The sequence below is a fragment of the Sorangium sp. So ce1153 genome (assembly GCF_051521595.1).
Classification (GTDB): domain Bacteria; phylum Myxococcota_A; class Polyangia; order Polyangiales; family Polyangiaceae; genus Sorangium.
On sequence record NZ_CP150361.1, the window covers coordinates 6,257,506 to 6,271,082 of the forward strand.

The 13,577-nt window shown below is 73.3% G+C and carries 7 protein-coding genes; 4 read left to right on the forward strand and 3 right to left on the reverse strand.

From position 1 onward, the window contains the following. Positions 1-144 precede the first annotated feature (144 nt). Complete coding sequence (locus WME85_RS22305) at positions 145-732, forward strand: Uma2 family endonuclease (RefSeq protein ID WP_437516739.1); 588 nt, start codon at positions 145-147, stop codon at positions 730-732. Between the two features lie 20 nt (positions 733-752). Here WME85_RS22305 and WME85_RS22310 read toward each other — a convergent pair whose 3' ends face one another. Further along, the gene (locus tag WME85_RS22310; RefSeq protein ID WP_437840773.1) at positions 753-2,507 is read right to left on the reverse strand and encodes a hypothetical protein; all 1,755 of its coding nucleotides are present in this window, start codon (positions 2,505-2,507) and stop codon (positions 753-755) included. A 60-nt stretch (positions 2,508-2,567) separates the two neighbouring features. On the opposite strand from WME85_RS22310, the gene WME85_RS22315 reads away from it, so the two are divergent. The 3 genes from WME85_RS22315 to WME85_RS22325 all read left to right on the forward strand — a co-directional run bounded on the left by WME85_RS22315 (position 2,568) and on the right by WME85_RS22325 (position 8,043). After that, positions 2,568-2,873, forward strand: a complete 306-nt coding sequence (locus WME85_RS22315; RefSeq protein ID WP_437842343.1) for a hypothetical protein — start codon at positions 2,568-2,570, stop codon at positions 2,871-2,873. Between the two features lie 10 nt (positions 2,874-2,883). Next, positions 2,884-3,831 carry a hypothetical protein gene (locus tag WME85_RS22320; protein ID WP_437840775.1) on the forward strand — a complete coding sequence of 316 codons (948 nt, stop codon included), beginning with the start codon at positions 2,884-2,886 and terminating at the stop codon, positions 3,829-3,831. Positions 3,832-3,909: 78 nt separating this feature from the next. After that, a complete protein-coding gene (locus WME85_RS22325; RefSeq protein ID WP_437840776.1) occupies positions 3,910-8,043 on the forward strand; it encodes a TIR domain-containing protein in 4,134 nt (1,377 codons plus the stop codon). 97 nt (positions 8,044-8,140) lie between these two features. On the opposite strand, the gene WME85_RS22330 is transcribed toward WME85_RS22325, so the two are convergent. Both WME85_RS22330 and WME85_RS22335 read right to left on the reverse strand, forming a co-directional pair. Continuing rightward, positions 8,141-9,160 carry a hypothetical protein gene (locus tag WME85_RS22330; protein WP_437840778.1) on the reverse strand — a complete coding sequence of 340 codons (1,020 nt, stop codon included), beginning with the start codon at positions 9,158-9,160 and terminating at the stop codon, positions 8,141-8,143. Between the two features lie 416 nt (positions 9,161-9,576). Then, on the reverse strand, positions 9,577-13,482 hold the full coding sequence (locus WME85_RS22335; protein ID WP_437840780.1) for a serine/threonine-protein kinase: 3,906 nt from the start codon (positions 13,480-13,482) through the stop codon (positions 9,577-9,579). Positions 13,483-13,577 lie beyond the last annotated feature (95 nt).

Sequence of the window (13,577 nt, forward strand, 5' to 3'; positions counted from 1 at the left end):
TCCTGGCCAATCCCGTTCGAGGCGCGTACGTCCTCCAGGCCCGCAGCTCCCAGGGGAGTCGCGCGCGGCCGGCATCGCAGCCGTGCTGGTGTTCGCGCGGCGCGCCGCGGCTGGGGTAAGCTCCGTGGCACCTGGAGCATCCCGATGAGCCTTGCCCGGAAGCTGGATCACCCCGCCACGAGGGCGGACCTCGAAGCGCTGCCTGACACGATGCGCGGCGAGATCATCGACGGCGAGCTCTACGCCTTCCCCCGCCCGCGCGCCCCGCACGGAAGCCTTGAGACCAGCATCGCCTCCGACCTTCACGGCCCCTTTCAGAAGCGGCGCAACGGTCCAGGCGGCTGGTGGATCCTCGCCGAGCCGGGCGTCGAGCTCCCTCGCGCCCCGGAGATCTCGCCGGATGTCGCGGGGTGGCGGCGCGAGCGGCTGCCTCGCCTGCCCGTGAAGGAGCCCATCCGCGTCGTGCCGGACTGGGTCTGCGAGGTCCTGTCTCCCCGGACGCGCGCTTATGACCTCATCGTCAAGCGGCGCTTCTACGCCGAGATCGGGGTGAGCCACCTCTGGTACGTGGACCCCGAGGCGAGATCGCTCGCGGTCAGCCGTCTCGTCGACGGCAGGTGGCTCGAGCTGGGCGTTCACGGCCCGACGGAACGGGTGCGCGCCGAGCCCTTCGAGGAGGTGGAGATCGAGCTCTCCATCTGGTGGGAAGACCTCGATCTCGAAGGCGACTGACCCCATGCGCGGCGCCGCCCTCACCGGTACGGCCCGCCCCGCCGCTCGCCCCGCAGCTCGTGTGCGAGCGCCAGCATCGACCGCAGCACCTCCCGCACCGCCGCCGGATCCGCGAGCGGCGTCACGATCGTCACGGCGATCTCCCCCGGCTGCACCGCGACCGCCCCCTCCGCGACCTCCCCGAGCCGCGACGCCTGCGCCAGGATCGCGGCCGCGAGCGCCTCTCCCGACGCCTTCATCGGCCCAGAAGCGCCCCCGATCGGCGGATCCAGCTGCAACGCAAGCCGCGCGCCGGCCGGCGTGGCCCGCTCGAACCGCGTCCTCAGCTCGAACTTCGCTCCCTCGAAGGTCCCCGTGAGCCGCATCGGCCCGACCTGCAGCGCCCCGTCGCTGTCCTCCGCGAAGCGGCGCCACGCGGGCAGCCACCCCTCCATCGCCGCCGGGGGCGGCAGCGACGCGCCGGCCTCTGCGACCGCCCGCGCGAGCGCCTCGACCTGACTCAGGAACACGTCGAGCACCGACTCGTCGAACGCCCCCACGGCGCTCCGCACCCGCGCCCGCGCGTCGTCGAGGTCCACCTCGGGGAACGCCGCCAGCGCCGCCCGCAAGGCAGGCGTGAGCGCCCCCAGCACCTGCGCGTCCTCCCGCCCGGATGCACGCAGGTGCCTGTCGAACGGGGCATCGCCGGTGACCACGCCGATGCGCTCCAGGGCGCGCCTCGGCCGCACGTGGAGATCTAGCCCCCAGGGCTCGGCGAAATGCACCGTCGCGCTCAGGCCGGGCGCCGAGCGCTCCTCGGCAGGAGCCACCTCCACGACGCAGCCAGCCTGGACGCCGCGGAGCCCCAGCCCGCTCGCCCCCTCGCGCACCGAGAGACCAGCCCTCTGCCCCGCGCGCGCCCAGACCGCCCGCCATCGGGCCACGCCCACACGAGGACGCTTCCCGTCGCCCCCGCTCCGCGGCGCGAACGCGCCGATGACCACGGGGATGCGGTGCACCACCCGGCCGTCCGAGTGCTCCAGCACCGCCTCGAGCGCGTACTCCAGGGAGACCTGCGCGGCGCTGAAGGCAGGCGCGAGATCGCCCGGCACCTCGATGCGGAACGGCACCTCCCGCCCCTCGTGGGTCCCCGCGAGGTCCCGGAAGAACGACAGCCGGTGGACCTCGCTCGACGCGCTCTGCCCCGCCACATGGACCCGCTCGACGCCGACCAGCGCCACCTCGAGGGCGCTGGCGCGGCCCCCGAGGAGCCCGCCGAAGGCGATGGCCCCGGTCAGCGTGTCGCCAGGGGCGAAGGTGCGATCCGGCAGCGACACCTCGACGAACGCGCCGCTCCCCCGCGCGCTCGCGCCGGTGAACGGCTCGCTCCTCGGCCGCGGCCCGATCGGCGGCCGCACGACGATGTCCCCGCTCTCCTCGGCGTCGAGCCACCACGGGATCGACACGAGCGCGCGGACCCCGCACCGGAGCTCGGCGACGAGCCCCAGGTGCGTCGGCGGGATGTCGTCGGGCAGCGGGAACGAGGCCCGGTAGCGGTGCAGGCCCTCCCCGAGCCGCCCCCGCCCGGCCACCTCCTCGCTGGCGAGGAGCCGCTCGCGAACCGCGAGGATCTCCCCGCGGCCCATCGACCAGAGCGTCTGCGTGGACTGCAAGCTCACGCGCACGAAGTCGATCGGCGTCTCCGAGGCGCTGTCGAGCGAGAGCTCGACGTCGAACGTCTCGCCCGGGTGCGCGACCTCGGGCAGGCGCAGCGCAATGAAGGGGCGACTCCTCACCGGCCTCGAGGGTAACCGACGGACGTCGCGACCGCGCTCCCTCTGTCTGCGGCCGCCCGTCTGCCCGCAGCGCGCGCTCTCGCCCTGCGCGCTTCGACCTCGCGCGAAGCCGGCGCGGCCGGCTTCGCGGACGCGGCGCACATGACCCGGACCTTCCGCCGGATGTTCGGGGTGAGCCCCTCCGACCGGAGACGCCGTGGCCCGTTGTCCAAGACCGGTGCAGGGCGGACCAGGTCCGGGATGTGGCCATGGTCGGGCGAGCCGCGCGCCGGGACCACGCTCGATGTCGCGACCTGCGACCCGCTGCCGGAGGCAGTGACGCGCCGGCGTAGCGGATTTTTGTCCCAGGTCCCGGCACGGCGATAGAGAGCGCCCGGTGGGCACGACGAGGACGGCGTGGCACGTGCTGCTCGTGGCGCTGCTGAGCCAGCGCGGCTCGCGCCGGTTCGAGGTGCGCAGCGAGGTGCCGCTGTCCGCCGAGCCGCTCCGGGCCGACTACCTGCTCTTGCGCAAGAGCGCCGAGTCCAGCGAGCCGGCCGGCACGCTCAGGAGGCTGTGGGACCTCCTGCCCAGCGAGGCGATCGTCGAGTTCAAGAGCATCGGCCGTCCTTACCGCCGCCGTAACCTCGACCGGCTGCTCAGTTACCTGCACCTGTACTTCGCGGACAACCCGGAGCGGATCGAGCAGCGGAGCGACCTGTGTGGGGTGCTGCTCGTTCCGTCGCGCACGAGGTCGCTCGACGCGGACGTGGCGGCGCTCGGCCTGGAATGGGACGACCTCGGCGACGGCTACTGGCGGCTCAGGGGCGCGGCCTTCGCGCTCGTCGTCGCCGAGATCGACCCGGTGGCAGAGGCCGAGGACGACGATCTGCTACGCTTGTTTGGTCACGGCGAGGCCCGGACGCGCGAGGCCCGCCGGTGGCTGGCTCAGCAGCTTGGCGCCGAGGAGATGGCCATGGAGATACAGGATTTGGAAGGCTTCGACGAGGTCGTCCGGAAGCTCTTGGCGACCCTCCCCCCCGAGCAGGTGCTCGCGGCCTACACCCCCGAGCAGGTGCTCGCGGCCTACACCCCCGAGCAGGTGCTCGCGGCCTACACCCCCGAGCAGGTGCTCGCGGCCTACGCCCCCGAGCAGCGGGTTGCGGGGCTGCCGCCGGAGCAACGGGTGGCCGGGCTACCGCCGGAGCAACGGGTGGCCGGGCTGCCGCCGGAGCAAGTGCTGCTCGCATTGCCGGACGACGCGCTGCGCGCGCTGTCCGACGCCTACCTCGAGACGCTCTCGGCGGAGACGCGCGCCGCCATCCGCGCGCGCATCGGGCGGTAGCGGCGGGAGCGCCCGAGGCGTCACGCGGCTCGGGAGGCCAGGCGACGGCGCGAGGAGGTCGTCTGTTAGACTGGCGCCGTGCCGGCAGACCTCATCGATTTCGGCATCGAGCGCGGTCGCCACGAGCACTTCTTCGGTCGAGAGGACGTGCTCTCGGCCATCGATCGCCACCTCGATAGCGCGGGCACGTCGGGCCGCTGGGTGCTCGTCACGGCCGGGCCCGGCATGGGCAAGAGCGCGATCCTCTCGCGATGGCTCGACGTGCAGGAGCAGCGCGGCCAGAGGGCGCCGCACCACTTCATTCGGCGCGATGTGATGGACTGGGACCGCCCCGAGGCGGTCGCGCGCTCCCTGTCGGCGCAGATCGAGGCGCTCTACCCGGCGCAGAAGGACCCCGAGGCGCGGCCGGAGAGCCGGTTGATCGAGCTCCTGGCGAAGGTCTCGAAGCACGAGCTCGCCCCCCGCGGAGAGCGCTTGGTGCTCGTCGTGGACGGCCTCGACGAGGCGCGGAGCGATGGCGCCGGGCAGAACCCGCTGCCCGGCTTCCTGCCCTACGCGCTGCCGCCGCGCGTGCACGCGCTCTGCGCCTCGCGCCCGCAGTACCCGCACCTCGGATGGCTGGAGAGCCGCGGGAACGTGCGGCGGATCGATCTCGACGCGCCCGAGTGGACGGGCTCGAACGAGCACGCCTGCCGCGCGTTCTGGGGCGATCAGGCGCCGCGGTTCACGCCGCGGCTCGACTCAAAGCTCGTCGAGGAGGCGGTCGCGCGGGCGGAGGGGAACCTGCTCTATGCGGTGAAGCTGCGGGAATGGCTCGAGGAGCAGCCGCTCGAGCAACGTCGTGTGGAACGCTTGCCGCGCGGGCTGAGCGGGTTTCTGGAGCAGATCTGGCAGCAGCTCCGGAGCCTGCCGCGTGAGCAATTCGGGCTCGTCGCGAACGGGCTCGGGCTGATCTGCGCGGCGCTGGAGGCGCTGCCGCTCGAGGAGATCGAGGCGGCGTGGGGGTGGAACGACGTGGAGACGGGGGAGGACTTCCTTCGCGCCGCACGAGCGCTGCTCCTCGAGGAGCCGGCGTCGTGGCGCGGCGCGCGGGCGTACCGGCCGTACCACGAGGCGTTTCGTGCGTTCGTCGCGGAGAAGCTCGGGCCGAAGCGCAGGGCCGAGCTGCATCGGCGGCTCCTGGAGACGACGGCGCGGTGGCCGGTGGCCGAGGGGGAGAGCGAGTTCCGGAGGCGGTATGCCGTGCGGCACGCGGTCGCGCATGCGCTCGCGGCGGGCGAGCGGGAGAAGGTGCGGGGGCTCTGCCGGGACCTCGAGCTGCTGGAGACGCTCTGCCGCGAGGATGGGCCGGCGGCGCTCGAGGATGCGCTGCGCCTCGGCGCGAAGGAGCTCGGGGACGGCGAACTCGACCTGCTCCACCGAGCGGTGCGGGCCGAATCGCACTGGCTCCGCGAGGCGCCGGAGGCGCTGCCGGAGCTGGTCTACAACCGGCTGTGCTCGGCCGGATGGGAGGCGGAGCGCATCGCGCGGACGCTGCGGTTCCCACGGGGCCTGCCGAAGGTCCGGCTGCGGCATCCGGTACGGATTTGGACCGGAGCGGAGCGCACGCTGCACGGCCACTCCGATCGGGTCGCTGCCTGTGCGCTCAGCCCCGACGGCCAGCGCATCGTCTCCGCCTCCCACGATACAACGCTCAAGATCTGGGACCTCGCGACCGGCAAGCTCCTCTCCACCCTCGAAGGCCACTCCGCTTCGGTCACTGCCTGCGCGCTCAGCCCCGACGGCCAGCGCATCGTCTCCGCCTCCGGCGATAGCACGCTCAAGGTCTGGGGCCTCGCGACCGGCAAGCTCCTCTCCACCCTCGAGGGCCACTCCGATTGGGTCAATGCCTGCGCGCTCAGCCCTGATGGTCAGCGCATCGTCTCCGCCTCCGACGATAGCACGCTCAAGGTCTGGGACCTCGGGACCGGCAAGCTCCTCTCCACCCTCGAAGGCCACTCCGATTGGGTCAATGCCTGCGCGTTCAGCCCCGACGGCCAGCGCATCGTCTCCGCCTCCCACGACACAACGCTCAAGGTCTGGGACCTTGCGACCGGCAAGCTCCTCTCCACCCTCAAAGGCCACTCTGCTTGGGTCACTGCCTGCGCGTTCAGCCCCGACGGCCAGCGCATCGTCTCCGCCTCTCACGATACAACGCTCAAGGTCTGGGACCTCGCGACCGGCAACCTCCTATCCACCCTCGAAGGCCACTCCGATCGGGTCAAAGCCTGCGCGCTCAGCCCCGATGGCCAGCGCATCGTCTCCGCCTCCAACGATACAACGCTCAAGGTCTGGGACCTCGCGACCGGCAACCTCCTTGCCACCCTCGAAGGCCACTCCGATTGGGTCAAAGCCTGCGCACTCAGCCCCGATGGCCAGCGCATCGTCTCCGCCTCCAACGATACAACGCTCAAGGTCTGGGACCTCCCAACCGGCAAGCTCCTCTCCACCCTCGAAGGCCACTCCGCTTCGGTCACTGCCTGCGCGCCCAGCCCCGACGGCCGGCGCATCGTCTCCGCCTCCAACGATCGGACGCTCAGGGTCTGGGACCTCCCAACCGGCAAGCTCGTCTCCACCCTGGAAGACCACTCCGATCGGGTCAACGCCTGCGCGCTCAGCCCCGACGGCCGGCGCATCGTCTCCGCCTCCAACGATACAACGCTCAAGGTCTGGGACCTCGCGGCCGGCAAGCTCCTCTCCACCCTCGAAATCCACGCCGGCGGGGTCACTGACTGCGCGATCAGCCCCGATGGCCAGCGCATCGTCTCCGCCTCCCACGATCGAACGCTCAAGGTCTGGGACCTCGCGACCGGCAAGCTCCTCTCCACCCTCGAAGGCCACTCCGATTGGGTCAATGCCTGCGCACTCAGCCCCGATGGCCAGCGCGTCGTCTCCGCCTCCCACGATCGAACGCTCAAGGTCTGGGACCTCGCGACCGGCAACCTCCTTGCCACCCTCGAAGGCCACTCCGATTGGGTCAATGCCTGCGCACTCAGCCCCGATGGCCAGCGCGTCGTCTCCGCCTCCCACGATCGAACGCTCAAGGTCTGGGACCTCGCGACCGGCAACCTCCTCGCCACCCTCGAAGGCCACTCCGATTGGATCACTGCCTGCGCGCTCAGCCCCGATGGCCAGCGCGTCGTCTCCGCCTCCGGCGATACAACGCTCAAGGTCTGGGATCTCGCGACCGGCAACCTCCTCTCCACCCTCGAAGGCCACTCCGATTGGGTCAACGCCTGCGCGTTCAGTACCGATGGTCAGCGCATCGTCTCCGCCTCCGGTGACACAACACTCAAAGTCTGGGACCTCGCGACCGGCAAGCTCCTCTTCTCCCTCGAAGGCCACGCCGGCGGGGTCAATGCCTGCGCGCTCAGCCCCGATGGCCAGCGTATCGTCTCCGCCTCCAACGATAGGACGCTCAAGGTCTGGAACCTCGCGACCGGCAACCTCCTTGCCACCCTCGAGGGCCACTCCGGTTGGGTCAAAGCCTGCGCACTCAGCCCCGATGGCCAGCGCGTCGTCTCCGCCTCGCAAGACATGACGATCAAGGTGTGGAATATCGCCACAGGGGAATGCCTCGGTACCGTGCGCGGAGTCGGCCGATTCCTGAGCGTGGCCGTATCACAACATCTTCTTTGCGCAGGCGACGCAAACGGCAACCTCTGGAATTTGTATTTCATAACCTCTGAACCTCAAGAGAAGGGCCTTCCTACGAAGAGGCCCATCCGTCTCTTCTTCAGCTACTCCCACCAAGACGAAGCCCTCCGCGACGAGCTGGAGACCCATCTCGCCCTGCTCATGCGCGAGGGTCTCCTCCAGAGCTGGCACGACCGCCGCATCGGCGCCGGCGACGACTGGGCCGACCAGATCGACAGGAACCTCGACGAAGCCGAGGTGATCCTCCTCCTGGTCAGCGCCGACTTCCTTGCGTCGGATTACTGCTTCGACAAGGAGATGAAGCGCGCCCTCGCGCGCCACGACGCCGGCCAGGCCCACGTGATCCCGGTCATCCTCCGGAAGACCGACTGGCACAGCGCGCCGTTTGCCAGGCTCCAGGCGCTGCCGAAGGACGGAAGGCCGGTCACCCTCTGGCAGGACCGCGACGAAGCATGGACCGACGTGGCCCTCGGCATCCGACGCGCAATCGAAGGGCTCCGCGTGCACTCCGGGTAGATCCCGACCACGTCCCTGGCTTGCGCGCCCTTGGGCCTGTCGCGCCATGCCCGCCCGCCGCGCCGAGCAGCGCCGGCCATCTCACGACACACACGACCTACCCGCCCTGCAGCGCCCCTACCCCGCGCGCCATGTACGCCGCGAACAGCGCCGGCGCGAGCTGTTTCATCGCGCGCCGGGCCTCGATCACCGCCTCTCCGGACCGGCGCGCCTCGCGCGACGACGCCGTCGCGAGCGCCGCGACGAAATTCCGCGCGCGCCCGAGCGCCTCCTCCTGCTCGGCAGATCTCGAGCGTTCGACCGCAGCTCCCCCAGGCACGTCAGCACCGCCGGAGCTCACCTCGTCGAGCGCGATCCCCACGGGCAGCGGCAGCAACCCCGTCACGATGCCCGCGGGCGCCGACCACGCCGCCGGCTCGTCCTCGATCTCGAGCTCGTAGCGCGCCACGTCGGGCAGGGCGCGCACCGCTTCGTCGCGCGCCGACGCGAGCGCGGCGTCGAACGGATCGCGCAGGAGCGCCTCCAGATAGAGCCGCCGGGCCGCGGGCTCCCCGAGCGACGTCGCGGCGTCCGCGAGCAGGAACAGCGTGCGCGCGCTCCGCCGCGCCTGCGCCGCGACCACGAGCGACGCGTGGGCCTCGGCCACGTCGCCCGCTGCCAGCCAGTAGTAGCCCGGAGGCTGCCCCTCGAGCCGGCCGTCGTCGCCCTCCGCCTCGCGGAGCGCATCCGCCGTCCGGCGCAGCAACACGCGGTGCAGCGACGCAAAGGCGCCGCTCGCGGGCTCCAGGCCGCGCGCGATCGCGAGCAGCGCGGCCGCCGGCGCGTCCGATGCCCTCGCCCGCTCGAGCCTCTGGTCCAGCGCAGCGACCCGCTCGGACTGGCGGCGGATCTCGGCGTCGGACGGGTGGAGCGCCACGAGCTCCGCGAGCATCCGCCGCGCCTCGCCGAGCTCCCCCGCGGCGATCGCTTCGGCCGCGAGCGAGAGGTGCAGCGTGCGCTGCGCGAACAGGTCGAGCTGACCGGCGCGCACGCCGCCGCCGCCGGGCGCGAGCCCCGCCGCCCCGTCGAGCGGCTCCGCGGGGAGCGTGCGGCCTTCGAAGAGGGAGAGCTGTCGCATATCGAGCTCGGGCTCCGCGCCGGCCTATCGACCCTACCTCGAGCGATGCAAGGCCCGCGCGCCTTGCATCGACAGGTGGCATTTTGCCGCCCCGCGCGAGCCGCCGAACGTCTCCTTGGGCGGAGAGGAAGATTGGAGAGGAAGAGATTCACAGGGAGGCGGGGAGGCGGGGAGGCGGGGAGGAGAGAGCCGGGAGGAGAAACCCGGGAGGAGAAACCCGGGATCCGTGGTTCTTGTCTGTGCTTTCTCTCTCCTCCCCGCCTCCCCGCCTCCCTGTGTTCTCTCTCTTTTCTCGGTCTCTGTCTCCCACCCAACAAGCCCCTGCTGCCGGCGGCGCTGCGCGCCACGGCACACCGGCAGGACGATCGGCCGCGCCTCGCCAGCCGCGCCTCGCCAGGGAGCACGCGCGAGCGCTCCTACTCGGCCGCCTCGCCCAGCCACTCGCGCGCGAGCTCGAGCGTGCGCGCGTTGTCGGCCGCGCGCACAAGGAAGTGCTCCCGGAACACGGCGTCGCGGATCTTGGCGGCGCGCTCGAGCAGCCGCGCGCGCGCGGCGGCGATCGCCTGCGCGGCCTCGGCGCCGTGCCCGCAGGCCCAGAGCGCCTCGGCGTGCACCAGGCGCACCACGGACTCGCCCTCCTCCACGCCCACCTCGTCGAGCAACGCGCGGGCCCGCTGCGCGGCGGCGAGCGCGTCGCCGGCGCGGCCGAGGTGGAGCAGCGCGCGCCCGAGCACCGCGACGGCGTAGGCGCGCAGCGGCGGGGCCCGCTCGAGGATCGCCTCCGCGGCCCGCGCCTCGTGCGCCGCCGCCTCGGGCTCGCCCGCGAGCACCAGGATGCTCGCGAGGTAAATACGCGCGCACCCCTCCATGCGCGCGTCTCCGTGGCGCTCCAGCATCTCGCACGCGGTCTCCTCCACCGCCCTCGCCTCGTCGAGCCGGCCGCGGTACGCCAGGACCAGGCCGAGGTTCTGGAGCACGTACGCCGTGGTGCCGCGCAGCTCCATCCGCTCCGACTCCGCGAGCGCCTGGCGCAGCGCCGCCTCGGCCTCCTCGAGCTGCCCCGCCTGGCCGTAGGAATAGCCCAGGTTCATCCGCGCCAGGCAGGCACGCCGCACGTCGCCAGCCCGCTCGAACGCCGCGAGCGCCGCCTCGATGCCCACGAGGCTCGCGCCGGGATCGCCGCTCGCGTGCGCGCGGATCGCCCGCGCCTCGTGCAGGTTCGCCACCGCGTCGAGATCCGGCGCCGCGGCGCCCTCGATCGCGCTCTCCGCGCCCTCGAGCAGCGCGTCGGCCAGCGCGTAGCGCCCGCCGAAGACCAGCATGAGCGCCGCGGAGCTCAGGCAGACGCTCTTCGCCGAGCTCCCCTCCTCGACGGACGCGGGCGTGTCGCGCGCGACGCCGGCCCAGCGCTCGACGCGCTCGTGGCCGCCCGTGGCACCCGCGGCGATGAGGATCTGGGTCAGCGCGGAGAACCAGGCGGCGGAGCCCGGCACGAGGTCCTCCGCCGAGGCCGCCGCCCGCGCCTCGGCGAGCGCGAGATCGCCGCGCCAGAAGTGCGCCTGGCTCTCGAGCAGGCGCAGCTCGCCGACGGTCGCGGGCGCCGGATCGCAGGCGACGCCGCGCGCCGCCCGGGCGAGCACCGCGCCGAGATCGTTGCCCCGGAGCGCTTGCCGCGCCGCCACGAGGTACGCCGTGGCCGCGCGCGCGGGCTCGCCGCCGCGCTCGAAGTGCTCGGCGAGCGCCATGGGATCGGCCTCGCCGCGCTGCGCGAGGAAGCCGCCGGCGAGCGCGTGGCCGAGCCGCCGGTCGCCCTCGGTCAGCATGCCGTACGCGGCCTCCCGGATGAGCGTGTGGCGGAAGCGGTACGCGGCGCCGCCGCCGGCCCCCGGCGGCGTGAGCCGCAAGATCATCTCGCGCCGCGCGAGCTCGTCGAGCTCGCGCGCGATCTCGGCCCGGCCCACGAGCGCGGCGACCCCCGCCTCGGAGAACGCCTCGCCGAAGACGCTCGCGGCGCGGAGCACCCGGCGCGCCTCCGGGTCGAGAGCGTCGAGCCCTGCCTGCACCATCGCGAGCACCGTCTCCGGCGGCGCCGCGGTCCTGCCGCGGGCCGCGGCGCGGATCTGCTCCTCCAGGTAGAGCGCGTTGCCGTCGGCGCGCTCGACGAGCGCCCTCACGAGCTCCGCGCTCACCCGGTCGCCGAGCGCCTCGCGCACGAGCCGCTCGCCGCCCGCGGGCGGCAGCGGCGAGAGGCGGACCTCCTTCAGGAGGTGCGACCCCCAGAGCCCCGGGAAGAGGTCGTGCACGCCGGGCCGGGCCAGCGCGAGCACCGCGAACGGCCTGCCCTTCAGGTTGCGCAGCGCGGCCTCGACCAGCGTCACGGTCGGCAGATCGCCCCAGTGCAGGTCGTCGAGCACGAGGAGCACCGGCTGCGCGGCGCACTCGGCGTCGAGGAAGTCCTCCCACGCGAGGCGGAGCTGGTCGCTCATCAGCATCGGGCGCCGCCGCGCCGCCCTGAGCTGCACGTCGTCGTCGTCCGGGAACGGCGCGCCCGCCAGCTCGCCGAGGAAGGGCGAGACGCGCGCGGCCGCCGCGGCGACGCAGCGGCGCTCGACGCGCGCGCGGATCTTGCGCCACCGCGACGCGATCGGCTCGCCGTCGCGCAGGCCGAGCCCACGGCGGAGCGCGCGCTGGAGGAGGCCGAAGGCGGAGCCCGCGCTGATGGGGTCGGCCTGCCCGATCCACACCTCGACGGGCTCGCCCCGCCCGCGGAGCGCGCGGACGAGCTCGTAGCAGAGCCGCGACTTGCCCGAGCCCACCGCGCCGGTCACGAGCACGGCGCCCGGAGCCTTCGCGCGGAGGCAGGCGTCGATCTCGGCCTCGATCAGCGCGAACTCGCGCTCGCGCCCGACGTACGGCGTCGGCCGGCCGAGGAGCGGGGGCGGCGTCTCGGGCTCCTCGCGCGCGCCGTGGAGCCAGCACCCCGACGCGTCCCGGGTCGCGTCGAAGCGCGCGCCGAGCAGGCCCGCGGTCGTGTCGTCGATGCGGATCGCCGACGGGCGCAGCGGCTCGCGGCAGCCCTGGACGAGCTGCACCAGCCGATCGATCACCGCGCCGACGGGCATCCGCGCCGCGACCTCGGCGCGGCCGGTGACGAGGGACAGGCGCGCGCCGCCGAGCAGCTCCCGGAGCGCGAGCGCGCAGCGGGCCGCCTGGGCCGCGAGATCGGTGGGCGCGGCGGAGCCCGAGAGCGTGACGAGCAGCCAGCGCGCGTCCACGAGCTCGACGCGGCCGCGGTGGCGCTCGACGATCTCGCGGATCGCCCGCGACCGGCCCTCGTCCTCGATCGCGCAGAGGGTCGCCTCCGCGTCGGCGTGGCCCTCGCGGGCGAGGAGGAGGCACATCACCTTCCGCTCGCTGGCCGTGATCTCGCGCGCGCGGTGCGAGGGCGGGTGGGACGACGAGGGCTGCGACAGCGGCGGCGGGCCCGCGTCGAGGCGCGGATCGAACGCCTCGGAGGCGAGCGCCGCCGCGACCGCGCCGCCGTCGCGCGGCCGGGCCTCCCGCGCCTTCGACAGCATCCGCGCGACGAGCCGATCGAGCCCGGCGGGGACGTCGTCGCGGAGCTCCCTGAGCCGCGGCGGCTCCTCGAGGAGGACCTTCATGAGCACCGAGAGCGGGTCGCTTCCGGTGAACGCGGTGCGCCCGGTCAGGCACTCGAAGAGCACGCTGCCGAGCGCGAACACGTCGGCGCGCGCGTCGATGTGGGGCTCGCCGCGGGCCTGCTCCGGGGCCATGTACTGCGGCGTGCCGTGGATCTCGCCGAGCGACGGGAACTCCTCCTCGTCCCCGGAGAGGCGCGCGACGCCGAAGTCGATGAGCCTGACGCGCTGCACATCGCCGCCCTCGAGGATGAGGTTCGCCGGCTTCACGTCGCAGTGCACGAACCCGAGCCGGTGGACGGCGGCGAGCGTCTCGGCCAGGCACGCGGCGAGCGTCACGCTCTCGGCGATCGTGAGCGGCGCGCGGTCGAGCCGCTCCGAGAGGGTCTCGCCGTCGAGCCACTCCGTCGCGAGATAGAGCCGGCCTCCCGCGGTCGCGCCGTGCGCGATGTAGCGCGCGGTGCCCGGGATCTCGAGCGTCGCGAGGGCGAGCGCCTCGCGCGCGAGGGCGCTCAGCGCCGGCGTCGCGGCCGTCTGCAGGAGCTTGAGCGCGACGAGCCCGCCGGAGCGCCGATCGCGCGCGCGGTACACGCGCGCCGTCGCGCCCGAGGCGGCGTGCTCCTCGATCTCGAACCGGTCGTCGACGACCTCTCCTGACTGCATCGAGCTGACGCGCTCCTGGCGGGCGCTCTGCCGCTTCTACACAGCGTGCCAGCTGCGCGCATCCGGAGTCCACTGTCGCCTGCTCCGACGCCGCG

Excerpts from the sequence above, each read along its gene's own strand:
- WME85_RS22305 (WP_437516739.1), top strand. The coding sequence starts at position 145 with ATGAGCCTTGCCCGGAAGCTGGATCACCCCGCCACGAGGGCGGACCTC.
- WME85_RS22330 (WP_437840778.1), bottom strand. The coding sequence starts at position 9,160 with ATGCGACAGCTCTCCCTCTTCGAAGGCCGCACGCTCCCCGCGGAGCCG.
- WME85_RS22335 (WP_437840780.1), bottom strand. The coding sequence starts at position 13,482 with ATGCAGTCAGGAGAGGTCGTCGACGACCGGTTCGAGATCGAGGAGCAC.